The 25532-nt window shown below is 40.1% G+C and carries 23 protein-coding genes and 1 riboswitch; of the genes, 4 read left to right on the top strand and 19 right to left on the bottom strand.

The features are described from left to right. From FO440_RS15645 to FO440_RS15630, 4 genes are read right to left on the bottom strand one after another with little or no spacing between them, the layout of a single operon-like run. Entirely contained in the window at positions 1–1380 is a 1380-nt protein-coding gene (locus FO440_RS15645; RefSeq protein ID WP_144249234.1) for an MATE family efflux transporter, read from the bottom strand. 16 nt (positions 1381–1396) lie between these two features. Further along, positions 1397–2020: an AlbA family DNA-binding domain-containing protein gene (locus FO440_RS15640; RefSeq protein WP_144249233.1), complete on the bottom strand. Its 624-nt coding sequence runs from the start codon at positions 2018–2020 to the stop codon at positions 1397–1399. Further along, entirely contained in the window at positions 2017–2487 is a 471-nt protein-coding gene (locus FO440_RS15635; RefSeq protein ID WP_144249232.1) for a GNAT family N-acetyltransferase, read from the bottom strand. Before FO440_RS15635 ends, FO440_RS15640 begins: the two co-directional genes overlap by 4 nt. A 5-nt stretch (positions 2488–2492) precedes the next feature. After that, positions 2493–2963, bottom strand: coding sequence for a DUF4442 domain-containing protein (locus FO440_RS15630; protein ID WP_144249231.1), 471 nt, complete (start codon positions 2961–2963; stop codon positions 2493–2495). Positions 2964–3129: 166 nt separating this feature from the next. On the opposite strand from FO440_RS15630, the gene FO440_RS15625 reads away from it, so the two are divergent. Continuing rightward, positions 3130–3333 (top strand): hypothetical protein, encoded by a 204-nt coding sequence (locus tag FO440_RS15625; RefSeq protein WP_144249230.1) that lies wholly within the window; start codon positions 3130–3132, stop codon positions 3331–3333. A 151-nt stretch (positions 3334–3484) separates the two neighbouring features. Here FO440_RS15625 and FO440_RS15620 read toward each other — a convergent pair whose 3' ends face one another. The 3 genes from FO440_RS15620 to gyrA are packed head-to-tail and all read right to left on the bottom strand — an operon-like array spanning position 3485 to position 8457. Then, a complete protein-coding gene (locus FO440_RS15620) occupies positions 3485–4753 on the bottom strand; it encodes a tetratricopeptide repeat protein (RefSeq protein WP_144249229.1) in 1269 nt (422 codons plus the stop codon). An 8-nt stretch (positions 4754–4761) separates the two neighbouring features. Further along, a complete protein-coding gene (locus FO440_RS15615; protein WP_144249228.1) occupies positions 4762–5880 on the bottom strand; it encodes a tetratricopeptide repeat protein in 1119 nt (372 codons plus the stop codon). A 3-nt stretch (positions 5881–5883) separates the two neighbouring features. Then, positions 5884–8457 (bottom strand): DNA gyrase subunit A, encoded by a 2574-nt coding sequence (gene gyrA, locus FO440_RS15610; RefSeq protein WP_144249227.1) that lies wholly within the window; start codon positions 8455–8457, stop codon positions 5884–5886. Positions 8458–8884: 427 nt separating this feature from the next. On the opposite strand from gyrA, the gene FO440_RS15605 reads away from it, so the two are divergent. Then, positions 8885–9928, top strand: coding sequence for a glycosyl hydrolase (locus FO440_RS15605; RefSeq protein ID WP_144249226.1), 1044 nt, complete (start codon positions 8885–8887; stop codon positions 9926–9928). 49 nt (positions 9929–9977) lie between these two features. Here the strand turns inward: FO440_RS15605 and FO440_RS15600 are convergent, their stop codons facing one another. The 10 genes from FO440_RS15600 to mqnE all read right to left on the bottom strand — a co-directional run bounded on the left by FO440_RS15600 (position 9978) and on the right by mqnE (position 17973). After that, positions 9978–10373, bottom strand: coding sequence for a hypothetical protein (locus FO440_RS15600; RefSeq protein ID WP_144249225.1), 396 nt, complete (start codon positions 10371–10373; stop codon positions 9978–9980). A gap of 2 nt (positions 10374–10375) precedes the next feature. Then, the gene (gene hemF / locus FO440_RS15595) at positions 10376–11290 is read right to left on the bottom strand and encodes an oxygen-dependent coproporphyrinogen oxidase (RefSeq protein ID WP_144249224.1); all 915 of its coding nucleotides are present in this window, start codon (positions 11288–11290) and stop codon (positions 10376–10378) included. 140 nt (positions 11291–11430) lie between these two features. Then, positions 11431–12684 (bottom strand): MFS transporter, encoded by a 1254-nt coding sequence (locus FO440_RS15590; RefSeq protein WP_144249223.1) that lies wholly within the window; start codon positions 12682–12684, stop codon positions 11431–11433. 111 nt (positions 12685–12795) lie between these two features. Further along, on the bottom strand, positions 12796–12993 hold the full coding sequence (locus FO440_RS15585) for a cold-shock protein (RefSeq protein WP_144249222.1): 198 nt from the start codon (positions 12991–12993) through the stop codon (positions 12796–12798). 136 nt (positions 12994–13129) lie between these two features. Beyond that, the gene (locus FO440_RS15580) at positions 13130–13765 is read right to left on the bottom strand and encodes a peroxiredoxin (RefSeq protein WP_144249221.1); all 636 of its coding nucleotides are present in this window, start codon (positions 13763–13765) and stop codon (positions 13130–13132) included. Positions 13766–13943: 178 nt separating this feature from the next. Then, positions 13944–14420, bottom strand: a complete 477-nt coding sequence (locus tag FO440_RS15575) for a hypothetical protein (protein WP_144249220.1) — start codon at positions 14418–14420, stop codon at positions 13944–13946. 276 nt (positions 14421–14696) lie between these two features. Further along, positions 14697–15257: a hypothetical protein gene (locus FO440_RS15570; protein ID WP_144249219.1), complete on the bottom strand. Its 561-nt coding sequence runs from the start codon at positions 15255–15257 to the stop codon at positions 14697–14699. 60 nt (positions 15258–15317) lie between these two features. Further along, positions 15318–16061, bottom strand: a complete 744-nt coding sequence (locus FO440_RS15565; protein WP_144249218.1) for a menaquinone biosynthetic enzyme MqnA/MqnD family protein — start codon at positions 16059–16061, stop codon at positions 15318–15320. Between the two features lie 7 nt (positions 16062–16068). After that, positions 16069–16686, bottom strand: a complete 618-nt coding sequence (locus FO440_RS15560; RefSeq protein ID WP_144249217.1) for a histidine phosphatase family protein — start codon at positions 16684–16686, stop codon at positions 16069–16071. A 93-nt stretch (positions 16687–16779) separates the two neighbouring features. After that, a complete protein-coding gene (mqnE, locus tag FO440_RS15555) occupies positions 16780–17973 on the bottom strand; it encodes an aminofutalosine synthase MqnE (RefSeq protein WP_144249781.1) in 1194 nt (397 codons plus the stop codon). A gap of 109 nt (positions 17974–18082) precedes the next feature. Here mqnE and FO440_RS15550 point away from each other — a divergent pair, with 109 nt between their 5' ends. Further along, entirely contained in the window at positions 18083–19198 is a 1116-nt protein-coding gene (locus FO440_RS15550) for a trans-sulfuration enzyme family protein (RefSeq protein ID WP_144249216.1), read from the top strand. Between the two features lie 87 nt (positions 19199–19285). Here the strand turns inward: FO440_RS15550 and FO440_RS15545 are convergent, their stop codons facing one another. Continuing rightward, the gene (locus tag FO440_RS15545) at positions 19286–19540 is read right to left on the bottom strand and encodes a hypothetical protein (protein ID WP_144249215.1); all 255 of its coding nucleotides are present in this window, start codon (positions 19538–19540) and stop codon (positions 19286–19288) included. 3 nt (positions 19541–19543) lie between these two features. Next, positions 19544–23542, bottom strand: coding sequence for a T9SS type A sorting domain-containing protein (locus FO440_RS15540; protein WP_144249214.1), 3999 nt, complete (start codon positions 23540–23542; stop codon positions 19544–19546). A 293-nt stretch (positions 23543–23835) separates the two neighbouring features. Next, positions 23836–23945, top strand: a riboswitch (SAM riboswitch). Between the two features lie 243 nt (positions 23946–24188). On the opposite strand from FO440_RS15540, the gene FO440_RS15535 reads away from it, so the two are divergent. Then, positions 24189–25487 carry an O-acetylhomoserine aminocarboxypropyltransferase/cysteine synthase family protein gene (locus FO440_RS15535; protein ID WP_144249213.1) on the top strand — a complete coding sequence of 433 codons (1299 nt, stop codon included), beginning with the start codon at positions 24189–24191 and terminating at the stop codon, positions 25485–25487. The last annotated feature ends 45 nt before the right edge of the window (positions 25488–25532 follow it).

Here is a 25532-nt window from a genome sequence, read left to right as displayed (position 1 = left end):
CTAATCCTGGGCTATAATAACAGATTGGTTGTTTCTGTGATGTTTACTAATCATTTTAAAGCGGATAAATAGTAATACTGCAGATACCATCAACCCTAAAACCAGTCCGTACCAAACGCCTGCAATGCCCCAATCCAGGCGGATACCCCAAAAGTAACCAATGGGCAGGCCAACTATCCAATAAGCCAAAAACGTAATTGCGGTAGGTATATTAACATCGCCCATGCCTCTTAAAATCCCAAGGCCAACAACCTGCGCTCCGTCAAATAATTGAAATACTGCAGCAAGTATAAGTAGCTGTGATGCAATAAGTATAACATTTTTATCTGAAGTATAAATCCATGGTAAAACATTATTGCCGAAGGTAAATATCAGCGCGGTAATACTCATGAAAATCAGCACGATATGATAGCTTGCATTGGCAGACAACCTAAGCCCATGATGATCTTTAACACCAAAGTAGTTTCCTGATTTTATGGCAGCAGCGGCAGACAATCCGCTTGACATCATGTAAGTAATAGATGCCATATTGATGGCTATCTGATGAGCTGCAAGCTGATCTAAACCAATAGTGCCGATCATAACGGCTGCCGCGCTGAACGCGCTGATCTCAAATGTATATTGTAGGGCCACAGGAGCACCGATCTTTAAGATCTTGAAACTACTGATGCGGTCGATGTTTCTTATCGCAAAATCTTTAAGGTACTGTTTGAAATTACGCGACCTGAAAACATAAACAGCCATAACAATTGCCATGGTACAACGGTCAATTAGTGTACTGTAACCAACACCCATTATGCCCATAGGATGGATGCCAAACAGGCCTTTAACAAAAGTTATCCCCAGGCATATATTGAAGATGTTACCCCATATAGATATCATCATGGCTTGTTTGGTCAAGCCAAGGCCCTCTGCAAACTGTTTAAACGTATTAAATACCAGCATGGGTATTACCGATAACCCCAACAGCATTAAAAACGGTTTAGCCTGTTTTAAAACCTGCGGCGATTGATGTAACTGATCCAGGAAATAAATAGAACCCAAACAAACCAGTCCAAAAAGAATAAAGCCGGTTATCAAATTAATAAATAAACTATTTGACAATAGCTGCCCGCATTCCTTAAACTCTTTACGGCCGTTATATTGGGCAATTAGGGGAGTGGAACCATAGGAGATACCAATGCCGATGATCATCGGGACTACAAAAATACTCGAAGCTAATGACACTGCGGCCAGGCTAACCGTACCCGCAAAATGACCAACGATAATGGTATCTGATGTTTGAACCAGGGTATGGCCCAATTGTGATATCACAACCGGTATAGCCAACCTGAGGTTGTCGCCATAATGCGCCCGGTGTTTTTTGTAAACAGATAACATGAAATGTAGCTTTATATTAAGCCGCAGTATAATACTCGTCTTTTTCGGTTGTGTGGATCTTGATGACACCCGACAGCACCATGTTAACCAAAATGCGCTGAGCAGCCCTGCGGCCAACTTTTATCAATTCACAATATTCTTTAACAGTGATGCGGTTCATTTTTTCAAGATACTCTAACAGCGATTTTTCTTTAGACGAATATTCGATTAAGACGCCTGCATTATCTGCCGATCTTTTTAACACATCAACAACAATTTTACTGGCTAAAACGCTTTTATCTTTTACCCTTACGTATACCCACCATTTACCATCTTCAGCAAGCGCATAGTGTGGTTTTAACGTGCTTTCGGCTGTATCAACAACCAGTACCAGTTTATCGTCCACATAGATCTCTTCAAACAACGGTTCTAATGCCGGCCTTGAGAAAAGGTGTGCGGCTTTTGTTATCATATAACGCTCTTCGTCTTCAGATTTTACACCTTTTATTGTGCCATCGTCAGCTACGCCAATTAATAGCCGGCCGCCTTTATTATTAGCGAACGATACCATGGTGCGCGCAATTTTTTCGCAGCTGGTTATGGTTTTTTTAAAATCAAGTGTTACGCCTTCGCCCTCAAATATCAGTTTCTTTACGTTCATTTTTCTTCTTTGTTAGGTACCTGGTAGGGCGTAAATATTTCCATCCATCTTTCCGGACGGGTTATTTCTGTAAATCCAAATTGGCTGTATAAACCATGTGCATCTGCAGTAGCTAATGACCATCGCCTTAATCCCTGCAACTCGGCGTGATTAACTATGGTTTGTATTAGCCATTTTGACAAGCCTTTGCCTCTAAATTCGGGCAGAATAAATACATCAGCAATATAGGCAAATGTAGCTTTATCGGTTATTACTTTTGCAAAACCTATTTGTTCGTTATCATAATATACGCCAAAGCAAAAGGAGTTTTCTATTGAGACTTTTAAGGTGGCCGCAGGTATGCCTTTTGCCCAATAAGATTCCTGGTCAAGATATTTATATATCACATCAAAATTTAGCAGGCTTTTATCGGTAGATATACTGTAGCCTTTATCTAAAAATGCCTTATCGTTTACTATAACCTTCATCACAATTATTTTTCGATAAAATTTAAGTTTCTTAAATAAACCTCATTCATTAGTGACACACACACTTCGCCACTGGTGTTATATATATCAATGGGATGCGATTTAATGTATTTGCCACCTGTGTTTAATATGTGTTCAGCTTCAGCTATTTCTTCCTCGCTTATATGGATCTTAAACTGCAATTTAGTTAATCCGGGTTTTAAAAACTGAATCTCTGACGATTTTGACCAGGCTATTACGTTGTAGCCCTTATGGGTAAATATCTGGTGAAACAGCAACGGAAAAAATGGGTCGGCTGCAGAAAATATAGTACCGCCAAATATAGAATTATTGTAGTTCCTGTTAAAAATGCTTTTGTTTATCCGTACGGTAACGCCCCTAAATCTTTTATCAATTTTAACTACCCAAATGCGTTGAAAAAAAAGAGGAGGGTAGATGCGCATTCCCCATTTGGATAATCTTTCTGATATTACCATAACGCTTAAATATCTGTAATAAAAATTAAATATCGATCAGTAATAGCTCATAAATTAATTTCTGATGATGCCGTAGTGAATATGTGAACATATAGATTATTGTAAACAATGACTTTAAAACTGGGTTAATAATTCAGTTAACATTAAAAAACTAATATCTATACTTATGAAAAAGCAAATTTTAAGTTTCGCGCTTGTCGCGACAATGATCGGATCATTAGCAGTCGGTTGTAGTTCAGAAAAAAAAGCCGGCACATCTGATTCGACGTCTACAGACACCAGTAAAATGGCAAGCCCGGATACCGGTAAAAAAGATACTACTAAAAAAGACACCGGAAAAATGTCAACTGACACTACTAAGAAAATGTAAATTAATCGGATACGTTCAATCAAAATGAAGCTCAATTTATTGGGCTTTTTTTTTATGCTAATTATATTATATAAATTATCACATAATTAACATTATGTTAAGTAATGTTATCTAATAAAAGCCTGCCCTTTCTTCAGGCAGGCTCTAAACATTAGTTACCAGGTAATGCTTCTATTTTTTTCTGAGTTGCAGTTGCTTCTGCTGCGTTTTTAGTACCCAGGTAATAATTTTTTAAATTGATCAAAGCATCTTTAGATTTTGGATTCAATTCGGTAGCTTTTAATAAATAAGGTTTTGCCTGTTCAAACAGCGCATTTGCTTTTGCAATGGCCGCATTGTATTCTTTTTGTTTACTTGGTGGTAATTGGTTTGCAGCGTTATACTGATCAATTGCCGGCGCCAAGTATGCATAACCCAAGTTTAAATTAGCTTCAAAAAACTCAGGATCGATATCTACTGCTTTTTTATACATTTCTGCTGCTTTTGCGTAAGCCTCATCTTTTTTTGTTTGTAGAGTAGCTGGTATTGCCGCAGCATCTTTGCCTGCCTTTTTTAATTTAGTGATTTCTGCACCGGCATTGCCACCTTCAGTAGTATAAACTAAACCCGCATAATAGTATAGGTTTTTGTTTTTGGGGTCGTTAGCTATAGCAGCCTGTATTTTAGTAAGAATATCCTGAGCTTTACCTGCTTGTAAACTAACCTCAATTTCTCTTCTTCTTAATTCAGCGCTTGTTGGGAACTTTTCTACACCTTCTGCAGATATTTTCAAAGCGCTTGCAGTATCTTTTTGCATTAGATAAATACTTGCCATATCAGAGTAAATGCTTTCTTTTTTAGAAAAAGTAACCGGTAAAAGTTTCGAGTATGAGGTAATAGCGGCCGGATAATTTTTACCTGCTACTGCAGCTAAGCCTGAATAATATAAAGCAGTTGTATCTTCAGGAAAAAGTTGGTGGAAATAATCGAAATCTTTATAGGCGGCATCATATTTTTTATCCTTAAAGTCTATTATTCCCCTATTTAACTGGTATTGCGCCAAGTTATTGGCGGCATCATTTGTTAATACTTTGTTCTCGCCGCTGGCGTCTAATTCTTTGGCCTTTTTTAAAGCAGCATCGGCATCATTAAAATATGAAACAGCTTTAGCACTGTCACGTAATGCATAAGTTGCATAAACTGCCGCTTTTACCGCGTAAGTTAAAGGCAATTCTGCGGTTTTAGAATTGGCTCCTGCCTTTTCAATTGCTATTTTAGCCTCATTAAGATTTTTATCAGCTTCGGCAAAAGTTGCTTTTACTTTGTTTAAAGTTACATACTTTACATACGAATCCTTGGCGTAATTTAACTCATATTTTTGAGCAAATGCCGTGGTACTGGCTACGCCTAATAAGCCTGCTATCAAAAATTTAATTCTCATAGTTTAATTTATTGATTAGTTAACTGTTTTAGTTTATTATTTATTTTGTCTAGTTGATCTTTATTGTCGGTTTTAGCATAAACAAGCTGCAAAACCTGCAGGCAATTTACATCATTCGGAGATATTTCATTTGCTTTTTCAAGCCATTGCTGTGCATATGCTAAATTTTTACCGGCGTCACCATTCTTTTTTAAGGCACTTGTTTTTAAATAAAGCAAACCTAAATTAAATATCGGTTCGTATGCAGAACTATTTAAATCAATAGCCTGTAAATACAACGATTCGGCCTTATCGTACTGATGTAAATGCTCATAACAATTTGCCGCAACCAATACAATATCGGGGTTATTTGGGTTAATATCAAGTAATTGCGGCAATAACGGACCTAATGCTTCATAGTCGCGTTTGTTGTTATAGATATTAGCTTCATCCAGTAATAAAAACTTGTCGTTCGGCGCTAACCGTCTGCCTCGTTTAAGTACATCAATAGCTTTAGCCGTATCTCCTATAGCTTTATATACATTTGATGCAGCTTCAATATTGTCAGTTTTAGCACTATCTGTCTTGATGAGGTTGTCGTAATACTTAGCAGCTGTAATTACATCACCCAACTTATTATTAGTGTACGCTATGTAGGCATTAAGGGGCTTAAATGCAGGTACATATCTGTGCGCTTTTAAGAACATGGTACCGGCATTAGTATAGTCAGATATCTTGATATAGGCAAAAGCCTTGCGAATGTAAACATTAGCTAAGCATTCCCTCACAAAATCCATCTCGGGCTGATACTTATAGATCTTTTTGCGGGTATTTAAGATATCAACCTGTTCAACTGTTTTTCTGAAATAGTTTTCGGGTTGGCCGAGTGTATTCGTCGAGTCGATATATAAAATAGCAGAGTTGATAACTGCGCGATAAACGTTCTGATCAAGTATATTAGTATCAGGCTGTAACTTAAGTAAGCTATCTATGGATTTTTTAGCATTAGCTAAATTCTTGAGTTCCTTTTTTTGCTTATAATAAGCTAAATTATTTACTACACCTTTTAGCACTTCTGATTGAGCGAATGCAAAAGATGTAGTAAACAGGATCAATAAAACCGATATTGTTATTTTACGGCCGTTCATTGTTTATTCAGTTATGTCAATTTGAGATGTTGATTCGGCATCAGTATCAGGTGTTGAATTTGTATCCGGGTTTTCGCCTGAATTTTCAACATCTGTTACCTCTTCCTCATCGTCATGCTCTATTTTAGCTACTGACGCAATTTCGTCATTGCCTTTTAATGTTATTAACCTCACTCCTTGTGTAGCGCGTCCCATTACCCTCAGTTCGCTTACAGCGATACGAATGATCACACCTGATTTATTAATGATCATCAGATCTTCATCATCAGTAACACCTTTTATGGCTACAAGGTTTCCGGTTTTTTCAGTTATGTTAAGTGTTTTTACACCCTTACCACCCCTGTTGGTTACCCTATAGTCATCAATATCGGTACGTTTACCGTAACCTTTTTCAGACACTACTAATACGGTAGTTTCAGGGTTATCGATACTGATCATGCCTACAACCTCGTCATTATCGCTATCTAAAGTAATACCCCTAACGCCTGTAGCGGTACGGCCCATTGGCCTTACCGTAGCCTCGTTAAAGCGTATCGCCCTACCCGATTGCAACGCCATTACAATTTCGCTGCTGCCAGTTGTTAACGTTGCTTCTAATAACGAATCGCCCTCGTTAACATTTATAGCGTTGATACCGTTTGCGCGTGGCCTTGAATAAGCTTCTAACGAAGTTTTCTTGATCACACCCTTTTTGGTACACATAATGATAAAGTTGTTCTCAAGGTACTCAGTATCCTTCAAATTAACAACCTTAATATAGGCTTTTATGTTTTCTTCTTTAGGGATATTTATGATATTTTGTATAGCACGGCCCTTAGAAGTACGAGATCCTTCCGGAATTTCAAACACCCTTAACCAGAAACATTGGCCCGATTCTGTAAAGAAGAGCATGTAATTATGGTTTGAGGCTATCAGCAGGTGCTCAATAAAATCTTCATCACGGCTGTTGCTGCCAATTGATCCTTTGCCACCTCTGCCCTGTCTGCGGTATTCTGTAAGCGATGTCCGTTTAATGTATCCTTCTCTGGATATTGTTATTACAACATTTTCGTCTTCAATAAAGTCTTCGGTTTGCATTTCTGCTGACGAATGCACCATTTCTGTTTTGCGCTCATCACCGTATTTATCTTTGATCTCGGCCAGCTCATCTTTAATGATCTGCATCCTTAAACCTTCATCTGCTAAAATCGAGTTTAAATGGTCTATCAGTTTCATTAAGCTTTCGTATTCGTCTTTGATCTTGTCGCGTTCCAGTCCGGTTAACCTTCTCAAGGTCATGTCCAGTATGGCACGTGCCTGTATATCGCTTAAGCCAAAGTTGCTCATTAAGCCTTCTCGGGCCTCATCAGGCGTTTGTGATGCGCGGATCAATTTAATAACCTCATCCAGGTGATCTAAGGCTATCAGCAAGCCCTCCAAAACGTGCGCGCGTTTTTGTGCTTCGGCCAGCTCAAATTTAGTGCGGCGGATAACAACCTCATGTCTGTGCTCAACAAAGTGATGGATCAGATCCTTCAGGTTTAGCAGCATTGGGCGGCCATGTACCAGTGCAATGTTATTTACACTAAATGAAGTTTGTAACGCTGTGTATTTGAATAAGTTATTTAATACGATAGCTGCATTTGCTTCGCGTTTTATCTCGTAAACTATCCGGATGCCTTCACGGTTTGATTCGTCGCGAATGGCAGATATGCCTTCCAGTTTCTTATCATTAACCAGGTCGGCAGTACGTTCTATCATCAGCCCTTTATTTACCTGGTAAGGTATCTCTGATACGATGATCCGTTCACGGTCGCTACCGTAGGTTTCAATTTCTGCACGGGCACGCAGTACTACACGGCCACGGCCGGTTTCAAGCGCTTCACGCGGGCCTTCAAAGCCATATATGATACCTCCTGTTGGGAAATCAGGGCCCTTAACATATTTCATTAGCTCGGTAACCTCAATATCGCGGTTATCGATCAATGCCATAGTGGCATCAACTACTTCCGACAGGTTATGCGGAGCCATGTTAGTGGCCATACCCACTGCAATACCCGATGCGCCGTTAACCAGCAAATTAGGGAACTTTGCAGGTAATACAGTTGGTTCCTGTAACGAGTCGTCAAAGTTTAACTGGTAATCTATGGTGTCTTTATTAATATCGGCCAGCATTTCCTCGGCAATCTTTTCAAGCCTTGCCTCAGTATAACGCATTGCCGCAGGATTATCACCGTCAATTGAACCGTAGTTACCCTGGCCCTCAACCAACGGATAACGTAAGCTCCACTCCTGCGCCATACGCACCATGGTGTCGTATACAGATGAATCACCATGCGGGTGATATTTACCCATCACTTCGCCCACAATACGGGCCGATTTTTTATAAGGTTTGTTATTATTTAAACCCAGATCAAGCATACCGAAAAGCACACGCCTGTGTACGGGTTTTAAACCGTCGCGCACGTCAGGCAATGCACGCGATACGATAACTGACATTGAATAATCAATGTAAGCCGATCGCATTTCTTCGTCAATATTTATAGAAATAATTCTGTCCTCTTTGTTCGGATTATCGTTCTCTGTACCTTCAGCCATTTTTATTTATTTGTAGATATTTTGCTTTATAATTGATCGTAAAAAACGGATTTTTTATACGACCTGCGAAGTTAAGAATTTAGTTGATTTATCACCCTTTTTTTACCAACAAAATGGCAGTCTAACACATATTTGAACCTCAATAATTTGCACTTTTTTCCACATATCATGATTAGTCAACATTAGGCGATGGTTTACAAGAGTTATTCGGAGTTTTTACAATGTAATTTTGTCCCACGTAAGTGTGTGACAGATGGGACAAGTGGGACAGTATTTTGATTTAAATTGTTGATTATTAGATTTTTGTTAAAAATTGGTGGGACAAAATGGGACAAAGTCACTGACAATATTACACCACCAAAGAAATCGATTACATAATTATGTGACTAATTATGTACCTTAATTAAAAAAACGCAGAGCCAAAAAAATGAAAACCGTGATCCGCTTAGCCGCTATAGTTTTTCTGTTGATAATCAGTCAATTGATTATGGCTCAAACGCCTATCCCAAAACTAACTGACAGAAGCAAAAAAGGCATATTACAGTACTTCAAAACCATTGTTAAAAATAACCAGGTTATTGTTGGGCAGCAATGCAGCCAATCGCTTGATGTGGCGTTGGAATATAAAAAGAATTTTCAGCGCCTGTACGATTCTACCGGTCATTACCCTGCTTTGTTGGGGCTGGATTATGGTTATTTCCCAAATATTGATTTTGTGCAAACCAACCAATATGCCTTAAAGCACTGGCAAAGTGGTGGGTTGGTAACCTTAAGCTGGCATGCCGACTGCCCGTTTACCGCGGGTTATAACGTTCGGTTAAATACGGTTGATAATAAAAATATTATCGACCTGAAAAAACTATTAAAAAACGCACCCGAGTCGAAGGAAAAAGACAGTTATCGTGCCGAGTTAGCCAATGTTGCAAAAGCATTGAAACAACTAAAAAATGCAGGAGTAACGGTATTATGGCGGCCATTCCACGAGATGAATGGTACCTGGTTTTGGTGGGGAACAAATGATGTTAAAAACCCGACCAATCAAAAAGACTATGCGGCACTTTGGATAGACCTGTATAAAACGCTGACCGTAGATTACGGCCTGGATAACCTGATCTGGATCTATGCGCCTAATATTGCCGGTAACTACTTCCCTGCCCCTGCTGCATTTTATCCCGGTGACAAGTATGTGGATATCGTGGCCATAGATAATTATCCTAAAGTCCCCGCATTTAATGATTACCCCGAATTGATCAAATTAGGCAAGCCGGTTACCGAAGCTGAAATAGGCCCGATTGAAGAATCGCACGGAAAATTTGACGAGCTGGAAGTATTGAAAGTTTTTAAAGGAAAAGCCCCCTATTTTTTACAGTGGCATAGCTGGCCGGGCGCAAAAGTTAATATTGTTGACAACCTGCATTACAAAGCGCTGATGGATGATACATCGGCGATTACGCTGGATAAGATGCGGTAGGTTAATCAGTTATCCCCCGTTTCTCGCAATGACGCTTTGATAAATAATCTTACTTCGTCTTTACCCAATAATCTTCAATAACAGCGCCGTTAGGTAAAGTTCCTTTTAATTTTAGGGTGTCTTTTATGATGGTATATTGGTAATGCACAGTTTTACCAATCATACTTTGATCCTGAAGGCAAAAGGTTTGGGTTTCCAGGCAACTGTCGCCGGCCAAAGTATAATCACCGCTTTCATATTTGACAGTGGGTTGGTCGGGTTCGTACAAAAAGGCGTCGAACTTAGCATCGGTATATTTTCTTTGCTGCGAATAGCCTTTTGGCGCAGCCGATAATTTATAGTTGTATTTACCGCCACGGTATTCCCAGGTTCCTTTTAAGGATGCAGGTTGTTGCTTAAAAGACAACAGCGCAAATAAGATCAATATTACCGGCAGCTTTTTCATGTTTATACCCAGTTAATACCCTTTTTTAACAGGGATAATGTTTTTTCTTCTTCGCTGCCCGGCTTTGGCTGGTAGTTATACAACCATTTTGCAGTCGGCGGCAAACTCATCAGGATTGATTCTATCCGGCCATTAGTTTCCAGTCCGAATTTTGTTCCGGCATCATACACCAGGTTAAATTCGGCATAACGGCTGCGGCGCTGGTATTGCCATTGCTGCTGGTCGGCTGTAAAAGTTTCCTGCTTATGGCGATTAACCAGTTCGGTATAAATAGGGATAAATGACCGGCCCACCGCTTTTGAAAATGCAAACAGGTCATCCCAACTCAGATTATCAGTGGCGGTTAAACGATCATAAAATATGCCGCCAACGCCGCGCGTTTCGTCACGGTGTTTGATAAAGAAATAATCGTCGGCCCATTTTTTGAACCGGTCATAAAACGTGGTATTAAATCGGTCGCAAACTGCTTTTAAGCTACTGTGAAAGAACTTTGCATCATCCTCCACAACATAATGCGGGGTAAGGTCAATACCGCCGCCAAACCATCTTATCGGCTCTTTTCCCGCAGCAAATGATGACGGCATTTCAAAATAGCGGATATTCATGTGGATAATGGGCACCAGCGGATGATTGGGATGGATAACAATAGATACGCCGGTAGCAAAGAAATCATCGCTGTCCACTTTCAGGCTTTTTTTGATCACCTCGGGCAGTTGTCCGTCGACAGCCGAAAAGTTTACCCCGCCCTTTTCAAAGATATTGCCGTTTTGGATAATCCGCGTGCGTCCGCCACCGCCGCCTTCCCGCTCCCACTTTTCTTCTTCAAATCTGGCTTTGCCGTCCGTAAACTCTAAAGCAGCGCATATTTCGTTCTGGATAATCTGGTAATCGGCAGCGATTTGTTCTTTAGTGATCATTGAGCGCAAAAATGCGATTTTTTTGGAATTAGACTATAATTGACTTGTCATTTCGAAACGAGGAAAGAGTGAGAAATCTTACAAGTGCGATTAATAACAAAACGTTTAAGATTTTTCGCTTCGAAATGATAAAAAGGAATCTACGAAAGTAAATTCGCACCCTCATCCTCAATATAATCCAAATCCTTATCAAAAGTTTCTTTTAACTGGCTTGTCGCAAATAAAGCGACACCTGTCAGGATGATCATCATGATATAGCCGCTGCTGATGCGGCCAAAATGTACCATTAATGCGGTAAATGCAAAATTGATGGGGATCAATGACCCACGTACAAAGTTGGGTACGGTAGTAGTAACGGTCGACCGGATATTGGTACCAAATTGCTCGGAAGCTATGGTTACAAACGTAGCCCAATACCCTACTGCAAAGCCCATAAAGAAGCAAAGCCATTTAAACTGCGTTGGCGTAATGCCTTTTGCACTCAGGTAAAACATTACACTAATAAGCGACAGTAACAAGAAAATAAACATGGTGTTTTTACGCGAGCGGCTATACTGCGCCAGCAAACCCGCAAATACACCACCTACCGAAATGCCCACATAAGTGAAAAGTATTCCTGTACCGGCACTTAAAGGTTCTGTAGATCCCAATGCTTTACCAAACTCGGGTGCTTTTGTAACCAATATACCCACTACGTACCATAACGGCGCGCCGATGAGGATGCAATACAGGTATTTTAAAAACCGTTTACCGTTATTAAATAACATCAGGATATTGCCTTTTGAAACATCCTTGTCTGACATGTTTTTGAACATGCCCGATTCGAAAGTACCCATCCGCAGTAATAGCAAAACTATGCCCAGGCCGCCACCTACGTAGTAAGCCGTGCGCCAGTTATATTGGCCTACCCAAGCAGCTGCTACAGCGCCTAAAAGGCCTATCATGGCTACAATAGTGGTACCATATCCCCTGCGCTCTTTACTTAAAGTTTCGCTTACTAAGGTTATGCCCGCTCCCAATTCGCCGGCCAGGCCAATGCCTGCAACCAGGCGGATAACAGCGTAACTGTTAACATCATGCACCATGCCGTTAACAATGTTGGCTATCGAGTATAAAAATATCGATCCGAACAAAACCTTTATCCTGCCCAGCTTATCGCCAATAACACCCCATAATATCCCGCCCATTAACAGGCCAAACATCTGCATGTTGATGATGTAGTTACCCTCGGTTTCTATACTTGTAGCGGGTACACCAATTTCCTGCAGGCTTCTTAACCGTACAATGGAAAAGATAACCAGATCATAAATATCTACAAAGTAACCTAATGAGGCTACCAATACTAAAAAAGTAACGTTCCGTGAAATTTTGGCCGGTGTGGCGGCATCAGTCATAATACGATATAATTGGGTGGCCTAATGTAAGCGAAATAGGCAGGTTTTTAAATTTTTTGACAAAAAAAAACCCCTGGGCTTACAGAGGTTTCTTTGGGTGGGATTAGTAAATTATATTTTCTTTACATTTACTGCCTGTAATCCTTTTCTTCCGTCTTCCACATCATATTCAACGCTATCATTATCTTTAATAGCATTTACACCGCCTTGTACATCTTTAAAGTGCACAAACAGGTCTTTGCCGTCTTCGGTAACAATAAAGCCGTAACCTTTTTGTGTGTTAAACCATTTTACTTTTCCTGTTTTCATAATAATATAATAGTATTAAAAGTTTGTTTTAGATATATAGCTAAACCAGGCTGAATACAAAATGGTATTAATAATCAGTGGAATAATATACCCTGCTTTTCCAAATATATAAAATTATTTGATTATCCAAATAAAATTATTTGTTAGGTTGCGGGGTTAAACGTAAGTATGGTTTAACTTCAGTATATCCTTTAGGAAATTTTGCCGGGATATCTTCAGTTTTTATAGCAGGCACCACTACCACATCTTCTCCGTCTTTCCAATCGGCAGGTGTTGCTACGCTGTGATATGCAGTAAGTTGTAACGAATCAAGCACACGTAATATCTCCTGGAAATTTCTTCCGGTTGATGCCGGGTAAGTGATGATCAGCTTAATAGTTTTGTCCGGCCCGATGATGAACAATGAGCGCACGGTAGCGTTTACAGACGCGTTCGGGTGGATCATGTCATACTCTTCGGCTATCTTACGGTCTTCGTCTGCAACTATCGGGAAGGTAACCTCAACATTCTGTGTTTCATTAATGTCTTTGATCCAACCCCTGTGTGATTCAGCCGAATCCACGCTTAACGCCAGTACTTTAGTGTTGCGTTTTGCAAACTCGTCTTTTAAAGCTGCAGTTCTGCCCAGTTCGGTTGTACAAACCGGTGTGTAATCTGCCGGGTGCGAAAATAATACACCCCACCCATCGCCCAGATAATCGTATAGATTGATCTCGCCAAGTGAGGTTTGTGCTGTGAAATTTGGGGCTTTATCGCCTAATCTTAAACTCATGATTGTACGTTTTTAAATAGAATTATTTTTTTAAAGTTACTGCGATTGTTTAAAATAACAATGGCTATTTTAAAATTAAACTACTATTTACATAGACATTACATTATTTAATTTTAAGTATAAAAAAAGCCCCGTTAAGCAATTGCCTAACGGGGCTTGAAAATTAGTGAACAATTAATTATTTAATTGTATCAATATTTTTGATCTCACCATCAACAGGTGATATAGTTGCAACAATTTCGCTCGTTGCATTTTTAAGTTTAACAAAATATACAACAGCTTCTTCACCGTCTTGTGCTTCAAACCTGGTAACATTTGCTACGTCATAACCGCTATATTCTTTAGCGATGGTTTGTTTTGCCGGTTTGGTTATGGTTGCTAAGCTAACATCCTGAGCTAAACCCCAGAACTGACCGTTCCAATCATAATAAGCAGTGTATTTAGCGTTGTTTTGTGTAAAGCTTACGCTTTGAGAGGTAGATGTAACTATCCAAACTACATTGCTTGCATTTTCAAAATCTGATTTGAATTGAGTAAGCGCTGAGTATGATACATTGTTTTCACCTGTTTCTGTTGATGTTTTTTTTCCGCCATCCGCGAATGCAGTTACACTAAACATGGTAGCGATCACTGCGGTTATAAATAACTTTTTCATAGTGTGTGAATTTGTATTATTGACAACAAAAGTACGGCCGAGTTTAATATTAATTAAAAAATTTTAAACTTTTGTGAATATTTCATAATTTATAAACTTATTAGATATTAAATTGAAAATATTTTAAATTACTTAGTGTATTTTGTACAATATGTAAATATTGTAGATCATAAAAAAATGACAAAACTGCATTGTAACACGCTGTTTACAATGATTTTAACCATTTTCTGCCCAAAACAGCGGCAGATATTATAATTCTAAAAAAATTCCCATAGGCTACTTGGTTTTTAATGTCCACTTTGGCACAAAGCCGATTGTATGATTATAGGCCACCTGGTAGTAGGTCTGCCCTCTTTTTAACACCTGCACTTTTGAGTTGGCAGGGATATTTGTTAATGTATTAGCGTAGAAATTATCCTGATCTCGCAATTTAACTACACCTGTTACATTGGGTTGTACATAGGTAGTATATATAAAGTTGTTAGTATTGACCAAAGTATCAGATTTAGGGGATTCTGGATTCTGTAAAGCAACCCGTAATGAAGGTTTAATTATTTCAGGTTTGGTTTGTGTCGCCGGCAATTGTACAATTTTCGGGGTGTGGTCAATTTCCTTTATGGCAGACGGCCTTTGCGCATGTTGCTTGTTTCTGTGGTGTTTTACAAGCTTTTGCAGTGGATGGCTTACTGCTATAGTGTCAGTGTCAGCCAAAATGACCTGTTTATGCCCGGTAAATAAGTTTACAGTATAAGCTACAGCCAGTAATGCCAGTAACGACAAAACCACCTTTAAACTTGTACTAATCTTTTTTAAACCCGCCATAACTAATTGTACCATAATGATATGGTAACTGTAGGATTAGTTATGTACAGCTTGGTTTAAACTGTCAGCCTATTGTTACAAAGCCTTTATGTAATCAAGGAAAAGATGCAGTGCTTTGCGTTTGTCTTCGGTAAGATCAAAATCGAGTTTGTGCATCAGGTAATCTTCCATGTCAAAATCCGGCCGTTTAGGGAGCTCTTTAAGCAATTCTGCACGGTGATCCAATCCAAACTTTAGTGATTGGTCAAATTCGGCTGCAAAATCAGCCGGAATAGGTTTATTGGCTATCCAGGCAGCAAATACAAATGGCAGGCCGGTAAACCTTTGCCACTCTTCTGAAAGATCGTACACAAACGGGTACTTCTCTTTTTTGCCGAAGGTCCTGTCCCCTATTTGTACAAAAGCTGTAGTTGTCTCTGTTGTGTCAGCATAATCGGGCGCGTTGGTGATCAACTCGGGGTGTATCTTCCAAAAGTTTTTTAATAAAACCTTGGCTAAATTATTTGATGAGCGCGATTCAGGATCGAGCTGTAAATGGGTTACATCCTTAATATCGCAGTTGCTGAATATAAATACCGAGTTTACCGCGCCAGCCGCGCCAATACAATGGCTACCTACAATTTCCCAATGTGGCAAGTTAAGCGTGGCAGCCACGGGTATCAGGCCAATATCAACTTTATCGTCTATCAGTTTTTGAGCACAGTCTGACGGGATATCAAGGCTCAGGTCTATTTTATTAATGACATCGGTATGTTGTATACCGTATAAAAATGGTTTGGTATTAGTGTAGCTTACAGCTGATATTTTAATTTTTTTCACAGAAGTGTTAGTCGTTTTTTAGATGTTCGGCATTGTTGAAGCTGATGATCTCAAACTTTTCGCCGTCAAAAGTAACTTTATACAGTACCAGATTTTGGTGAGGGAAGGTATCCATCTCGGTAAGTGGTTTGCCGGTTAGCTGGCATAATAATAAACGCATAGCCCGGCCGTGCATGCAAATCAACACATTGTTTTCTTCGGTATGGCTCATTATAATTTGCAGCGCCTCTAACTGCCTTAACCTGACTTGGTTCGGACTTTCGCCGTTTTCAAACTTTTCGTCAAGGTTGCCGGCTATCCAATCGCGCATTAATTTTAAAAAAGCGGCTTTGGTTTCGGGTGTGCTGGGCATACCCTCATAAATACCCCAGGCCAGCTCATCCAGGCCTGATAATTTCTCAAAAGGGATCCCAAAATCAATAAATTGCTGAATACTTTGCTGCGTACGCTTAAGTTCTGAAATATAGATCTTATCAAAAGGGACAGATTTATAGGCTTCAAAGAATTGGTTAGCCTGTTTGCGTCCCTCGTCGTTTAAGTCGGTGTTTCTGCCCCGGCCCTGTACAATACCTTGTTTATTCAGATCTGTTTGCCCGTGACGGACAATATATAGCGTTTTTATCATTCCTATTTAGTCATTGGTCATTGTGTCATTGGTCATTAGATACAATGTTCAGATCAAACAGAACCAATTATCTAATGACCAATGACACATCAACTAATTTATAACCGGCAGCTTATAATACTGTGGTTTTGGCTCGTCGGCAAACTGGTAGTCATTGTAGTCGGTAACCACATTGTATAGTGTATCCCGCTCAATGGGGTAACGGCCAACTTGTTTTATTAGTTCAACCAGTTGCTTTGTGCTCATGCCCGGGTTTTGCTCTTCGGCACCGGCCATCGAGTAGATCTTTGTGGTATCATCCAACGTACCATCAATATCATCAACGCCAAAGTTTAATGATAACTGCGCTGTGGTACGGCTGATCATGGCCCAATATGCTTTAATGTGGTCAAAGTTATCCAGGTAGATCCTCGCGACAGCATAATTGCGCAGATCTTCAACAACGGTAGACTCAGGTACATCAGACATCTGGTTGTCTTTGTTGCGAAACTTCAACGGAATAAAGGTTTGGAACCCTCCTGTCCTGTCCTGTAATTGGCGCAGCCTTTCCATATGATCAATACGGTGCTTATATTCTTCAATATGCCCGTACAGCATGGTAGCGTTTGACCGTGCGCCTAGTTTATGCCATTCTTCGTGTATCGCCAGCCATTGGTCGGCAGTACATTTATCTTTTGAGATCTGTTCTCTTATTTCGGGATGGAAAATTTCAGCGCCTCCACCGGGGATTGACTCCAGGCCGGCATCCAGCATCATTTTCATGCCGGTTGCGTAATCTATCTTAGCTTTTTTAAAGATATAATGATATTCAACCGGCGTTAATGCCTTAACATGCAACTCGGGGCGATGGGCTTTTATGCGTTTAAACAGTTCTACATAAAATGGCACATCATATTGCGGTAAAACGCCACCTACTATATGTACTTCGGTAACGGGCTCATTATCATATTTGGTAACCATGTCAAACATTTCGTCCATGGTGTACTCCCAGCCTTCTTCTTTTTGTTTCAGCAGGCGTGAGTACGAACAAAATTTGCAGTCGTAAACGCAAAGATTGGTAGGCTCGATATGAAAGTTACGGTTGAAATAAGTTTTGTCGCCGTGGCGCTCCTCGCGGATGTAATTAGCTAACACACCCAAATATCCTAACTCACCTTTTTCAAAAAGTAAAACGCCTTCGTCAAAAGTTATACGCTCATGGTTAAGCACCTTTTGGGCAATGTGTTTTAAATCAGCAGATAAACCCGGATCCTGTAATAATACTTGTAAATTATCTTCAGCTCCCATCAAAAAACTTTTTTTCAAAAGTAAGAAATGTTACTGTAATGCTGATGTAATATCTGTTGTAACAACGTATTATTTTGTGCTTCTACAGCGATTAAACTAAGTTTGCGTTATGAAAACGGAAACCATAGCCATACATGCCGGCAACCATACCGACGCCACAACCGGAGCAGTTATACAACCTATTGTATTATCAACAACGTTTGAGCGTTTGGAAGACGGCAGTTTTCGCGAAGGTTATATTTACAGCCGGTCTGCAAACCCCAACCGTACGGCTTTAGAAAACGTGTTGGCTAAATTAGAAGGTGGTGAAGCCGCCGCCGCGTTTTCATCAGGTAATGCAGCCGGCATGACTGTTTTTCAGTCTTTGAAACCAGGTACACACATCATCGCTCCTGACGATATGTACCATGGCTTACGCAACCAGCTAAAGCAGTTGTTTGAAGGAATCTTAGAGTTTGATTTTATCGACATTGACAATACCGAAGTTTTACAGCAACACATTAAACCTAATACGGGTTTGATCTGGATTGAAACACCTTCAAATCCTTTGCTTAAAGTAACGGATATTAAAAAGGTTATCGCCATTGCCAAACAGCACGGTATTAAAGTAGCCTGCGATAATACATTTGCCACGCCGATATGCCAGCAGCCATTAGCGTTAGGTGCCGACCTGGTAATGCACTCGACCACCAAATACTTTGGCGGGCACAGCGACCTAATGGGCGGTGCACTAATTACTGCTAAGAATGATGATTGGTGGCAAAAGATCAGCAACGTACAGCAAATGGGTGGGGCTATCCCCTCGCCTGCCGATTGCTATTATTTAGTGCGTAGTATTAAAACGTTGCCCTACCGCATGCGTGGCCACGTACATAACGCGCAGTTACTGGCCGAATTTTTAAATACGCATACAAAAGTTGAACGGGTATTGTATCCGGGTTTGCCGACGCACCCTAATTATAGCGTCGCTAAAGAACAAATGAACGGTTTTGGGGGCGTATTGTCGTTTTGCTTAAAAGACGGCCCTGAAGAAGCTAACAGGGTTATTAATAAACTGAAATTATTTACTAAAGCCACAAGCCTTGGCGGGGTTGAGAGTTTAATAGAGCACCGGGCAACAATGGAAGGCCCTGACACCAAAACGCCGTTTAATTTATTGCGGATCTCAGTCGGACTGGAGCATATAGATGATTTGATTGACGATCTGGCACAAGCCATGCGTTGAGGTTAAAGGTGAAAGGTTTTTTTACCATATATCAAAGGCAAAATCACCGAAAAGCTAAAATACCTTTTACGTTAAACCTTTTGCCTTTTAGCTTATTTGTAAAGCTTTTTTTTGCTTTTGGTGCAACTGGTAAACTGCAAAGCTTACACAAATAATGGCCAACAGTACAACCCATGTATCAAGCGGACACGGATCATCGGGTCCACCTGTGGTATCTGTACCGCAGTCGCCAGTACCTGGGCCACCTGGCTGGGCTAAAGTTGCCAGGGAGATCAATAAAAACAAAGCTGTTAAAGCACCTTTACTCCAAAAAGACGCGCTGCACAATTTACTCTTTAACATTTTTTATTGCTTTTTAAATTTCAAAGCTACCAATTCTTTTTCATTATTGGTAATCAGTACTACATAAACCCCTGTTTGCAGCTTGTTTACATTGGCCTGTACAGGTATTTGCGCAGTGATACCATCATTATAGGTTTGCGTAAACTTTAAAATGCCTTGCGTATCATAAACCTTCATCACCACTTTTTTGCTGAAGCTTTTATCGCTCACTATTGAGAGTACATCTTTTACAGGGTTTGGATATAAAATAAAACCTGTTTTTGCTACGCCATTGTTAAAGCCGGGATTGTTGGCCACCGTTATCGTGTCAGAATATAAAACATTGCCAAACATATCTGTTTGTACCAAACGGTAATAGTTTAAGCCAACCAGCGGCGCTTTATCTAAAACTGTATAAGTGGTTTTTACCGGCTCTTCTGTTGATGGGCTTAGTACTGTACTGCCAATGTCGGTAAACGTAGTTTTATCTGCACTGCGCTGCACCTGGTAATGAATATTTCCTACGGTGTTTTCGCTTGTCCATTTTAGGGTTACCGTTTTGGTTTTATCAATACTACCTCTAAAATCAGCGAAAACTACAGGCGCGGTTTGGGCCTGTACAAATAATTTAAACCTTTTACCATATGTGTTGGCAGTACCTGGGGTCACTTTAAAAGTATAAGCGGCATTGCTTATATCAGTTGTTTTACCAAGCAAGCTATCAGCTAACAACACCTTGAAATTATTCATCGAAGTGTTTTTGTATGATAACTTCATGCTGTAAGTAGTATCAATATCCGGAGTAATATACAATGGTATCACCGTGCTTTTAGCTGTAAAAGGCCTAACGTCAATAGCCAAATATTGATTATCGGGTGTTAAGCTTGATAGCGTGAGGCTGGTACCTTCAAGGTGTGTGGCATCATTTTTATCATACCCCGCTTTAGCACTGTCTGTAAGCCCTACTGCTATCTCGTCTGATAAAATGCGATCTTTAATAAATTGCAACCTAAAAATTGGCATTTCATCTTTAGCAACAGGGTCTGCGGTGTATAAAAAGCGGGCGGCATTACTGTTATTATTTACGCTTTTCATATTTTCAGTAATTGTCAATGTTTTTGTCGAACCCGAAAGATTGTTTCCTTGTATAAAAAAGCCCTGACCGGGCACCAAGTATTGCTTGGCACCATTAGTTATAAGCAAAGGATTTATAGAACTATATACGGCATAATTGGCCACTGACGGGTTCCATACCCATGTTTTCTGATTTATAAAATAAATAACGCCGGTCACAGCACTGTTAATAACAGCGTTAGCATCCAATGTCGCTGCGTAAGGGTTAGCTAAGAAATAATATGGAGATGTAGCAGGTGCCGTTGGGGCTGCCAAGATAGAAACTGAATAAGGCCCCTGGTTAGGTATGCCGGTATAAGTATATGTTACACTCTCGGGTATAGAGTAAGACCCGGTAGACGATTTGTTTGTTTTTGATCCAAAGGGATCTGTGGCAGTAACACCAGTAGAAGGTACTGTACGATTGCCTCTGTAATACATGTAAAATCCGCTTCCTGTTGCAATAGTAGGATTTGTTAAAAGTGAGGTTATAAATGAATAACCTGTAGCTGGACTGTAGGTTTTAAGTGTAAAACCGTTATTAAATGATTTATCAAACCCGTTAGTACTGCCACTTGTTCCGGTTATGATAAATGATCCTTTAAGAGTGGAGAGCGGGTATGTGCCATTTGAAGTGCTGAAAGCTCCTGTATAAACCGGCGCGGCCATAGACCGATAGTTACGATAACCTGCACCGCCCTGGAAATATACCTGGTAATTAAGATTGCTGATAATTTGGCCGGTAACAGGTGCTATTTGCGCATACTCAAGCGGATTACTGCTGCTGGCATACATGGTAAGAAAGCCTCCCGGATCAAATTTGGTTGTTGCTGTGCCAACAGTCAATACCCCGATTGATGATACGCCAAAAACGCCGTTAGTGATTTTTTTTGTTCCTGCGCCATTAAATGATACGTTATTAAATAATGTACCTGCCGTACTGTTGTCAGCAAGTGCTTGTCCACCTCCGAAATTAAAATTGACGGTACCGGTACCTGCGGTAAAAGTTCCATTATTAGTATAGGCACTGTTATAGTAAACATTGCCACCCCCGGCGGTAAAAGCACCGCCCGTGTTATTTGTATATGCACCTGTAAATGTGAAAGATGATGCGGCCGCAGTGCCTGCATTTAATGTTGCGCCTGTATAAATTTGGCTTGCTGCGGCAATACTGATCGGTCCTGAGCCAGCATTTACTGTACCACCATAAAGTTGCATAGCATTACCTATTGTAGTTGTACCTGTGCTGAAATTAACTGTGGCTGAGCCTAAATCAACATTCACTCTGAAAAAATTACCGTCAAGTATATTTCCTGAACCGGCATTAAATACTGAACTGCCATATACGTCCAAACCATTGCTTGTTGTAAAATTACCTGAACCTAAGGTCATTGTACCACCTTTAATATATGAAATATCACTTACCGTTAAAGCAGTATTATTGGTGTTAAAATTGGCAGCTGTTGCTGTGGTGGTAAAATCATTTGCTACTGTAACTGTCCCTGTGCCGGGCGTTGCTGTTCCGGTGCCTGATAAAATTAAGTTATAATAGGGAACTCCTAACGAAACATTAGGCGCCGAGGACGTGTAAACTGTTTGACTTGCACCGTTATAATTTACTGTAACTCCTGTATTGTCAACATCTATCACATTTGTGCCATTAGCTGATAAATTAGACAACACTGCTGCATCGGCAAGTAATAGCGTAGCCGTTGCAGTAGGTTTAACCTGGAAAGTACTGGTGGTATAAGTAGTTGTATTAGTAGTAGGAGTTGTTTTTATTTTACCAGCAATTGAAACAGTACCGGTCGTTTGAATAAAATTGGCATAATGATGATAAGTAGTTGCACCAAATCCGCTACTTCTCCAATCTTCAGATAATAAAGTCACATCACCATTTACTGTAAGCGAAGCAACCGAACTATAAATTACCTGTATGCAATTTTCGGCGGCTTGAGAACCATAAACTCCTGAAACCGATATATTGTTAGCAGTTACCGTACCGGCACCACTAAGCGTGTATTGATTTAATGGGATCGGAGTAGAAGTACCGACACTACCCGGAAATCCATCCGGCGGTGTTGATATATCTCCGCTAACATTAAGCGTTCCGGTAACTGTTATACCTGGATAAGTATATAACGGAGTTGCAGTACCATTATTAGTTGTAAACTGTCCACCGAAATTAATTGCGCTAACGTTAACTGTTACACCGCTATTAATAACAGGGTTGTAGTTTGGTAATTGGTTTACAGCAATATTAACAATATCATAAGTAGCCGGTATATGATTATTACTCCAATTAGAAGCAGTATTCCAGTTATTTGCCGCGGCTGTATTGGTAGTTGAACCTAACCAATCGCAAGTGTAAGAAGAAAGTGTATATGTTGGCCCACTTTTAGGAAGGCCTGAAAGCGTGTTACCTGCACTGGTTGCGCCAGTTACACTAAAAGTGTAAGTGCTGCTTGCTGAACTTGTTACTGTGTAATCGGCTATTAAAAAATAATATGTTGTTGTTGTTGTTATTGGTGCTGATGCAGCCGGAAATGAAAAAGTTATTGTAGAGCCTGAAATTACAGAAGTGGCACCTGCTACAAGAGGGTCTGTACCAGATGTATAAGTGCTATTTGTAGAGCTATATAATTTAAAATTTGATAAATTAGTACCTATTGCAGCGCTGCCGGTAAATACAAATTGAGTAGCACTAATGGTACCTGCGCTACTTTTAGCTGAAAAACCCATCACCGCAATACCTGTTTGATTGATACTTAACGGATTTGCAGCCAATCCATTACTGCCGGCAGTTGTTCCAACAGAAGCTATAGTTAATGTAGCGGCGTTTGCCGAATTAAAAAAAAACAGAAATGTAAGCGCAACCGCACTTATTATTTTAAGTAAAAGTCTTTTCAAAATCAGGGGTTTAAATTAACTAATAATATAAATGTTGAATTATTGTTAATAATCAAGCATTTACCTAACAAATATATAAATAGCATCGACTTTTTAACTAATATTTCCAAATTTTTTAATGATTAGCTAATTTTTTTGCGAATAAACATTTTAGGAATATTTATTTTTAGCGCGATCAGTCTATACAACTAGTGCATAAGTAAAATAAATTTTGTATATAAAACTTAAGCCTATATATTTGCCCCATATTTGGTAGCAATACAATAACGATCAATTCCCTTAATAAAGGTTTTGATTTATAAAGAAGCGGCGAGAGATCAGGCTCCGTGACCCGCTGGCAACCCTCTAAGGTTAGAGAAGGTGCCAATTCCTGGCCCGGTAAATATCCCGGGAAATATAAATTAACAACATGGAAAATTTAGCAAGTCCCCATCCTGTAAACATTATTAACGCGCTTAAACGCACTATGCCTGCATACAACAATACCGGTTGCTGCATGTGTTGCTGTTGTTGATACACGGTTAATACGTTTCTCTTTTTTCTATCCCGAAAAAAAATCACGTGTGCTGTCAATGGATAATTTATCCTGCTGACTAAACACAAACCAATTGTTAAAATTCATTAAACCTTTAAAACAAAAAAGATCATGTCTGCTCAAAAATTCGAAACCTTACAATTACATGCCGGCCAGGAAGTCGACCCAACTACAGGCTCACGCGCGGTACCTATTTATCAAACAACTTCATACGTATTTAAAAACGCCGAGCATGGCGCTAACCTGTTCGCACTGAAAGAGTTTGGTAACATCTATACCCGCATTATGAACCCTACTACCGATGTGTTTGAAAAACGCATAGCGGCATTAGAGGGTGGCGTAGCGGCGCTGGCAACAGCTTCGGGCCAGTCGGCGCAGTTCCTGGCATTGAATAATATATTAGGTGTTGGTGATAATTTTGTAAGCTCACCTTTCCTTTACGGCGGCTCATACAACCAGTTTAAAGTTGCCTTTAAGCGTTTAGGCATTGAGGCACGTTTTGCAAAGGACGATACTGCCGAAAATATAGAAGCTTTAATAGACGATAAAACAAAAGCCATTTACCTTGAAACCATAGGTAACCCGGGCTTTACCATTGCCGATTTTGATAAAGTAGCAGCCGTTGCCAAAAAGCATGACCTGCCTTTAATAGTTGATAATACTTTCGGCGCAGCCGGATACCTGTTCCGCCCGTTAGAGCATGGCGCACACGTGGTGGTACAGTCTGCTACCAAATGGATAGGCGGCCACGGTACAACTATCGGCGGGGTTATTGTCGACGGTGGTAATTATAACTGGGGCAATAGTAAATTCCCGCAGTTTACACAACCGTCAGAAGGTTACCACGGATTAGTTTTTGCTGATGTGTTTGGCGTTAACGGGCCGTTTGGCAACATTCAGTTCATCATCCGTGCACGTGTTGAAGGCCTGCGTGATTTTGGCGCTGCACAGTCGCCATTTAATTCGTGGTTGTTATTACAGGGCTTAGAAACATTGTCATTACGCGTACAACGCCATGTTGATAATTCATTAGAACTGGCAAAATGGTTGGAACAGCATCCGCAGGTAGCTAAAGTTAATTACCCGGGATTGACATCATCGCCATATCATGACCTGGCTAAAAAATATCTAAAGAACGGTTTTGGCGCGGTTTTATCTTTCGAGATAAAGGGTGATAAAGAAAAAGCCGGCGCATTTATTGACAGTTTAGAATTGGTAAGCCACCTTGCTAATGTGGGTGATGCAAAAACGTTGATCATACAGCCATCAGCTACCACGCACCAGCAACTTTCTGAAGAAGAACAATTATCAGCAGGTGTTACGCCTACTTCATTGCGCGTAGCGGTAGGTATTGAGCATATTGATGATATCAAAGCCGATTTTGAACAGGCATTTAATAAAATAAAATAGTATAACAATAATACCCTCTCCTATACGGAGAGGGTTACATAATTA

Origin of the sequence: Mucilaginibacter corticis (assembly GCF_007558865.1) — a bacterium.
Taxonomy (GTDB): Bacteria; Bacteroidota; Bacteroidia; order Sphingobacteriales; family Sphingobacteriaceae; genus Mucilaginibacter; species Mucilaginibacter corticis.
The sequence above is the reverse complement of the archived record's forward strand: the minus strand, read 5'-3'. Positions and strand labels throughout refer to the sequence as shown.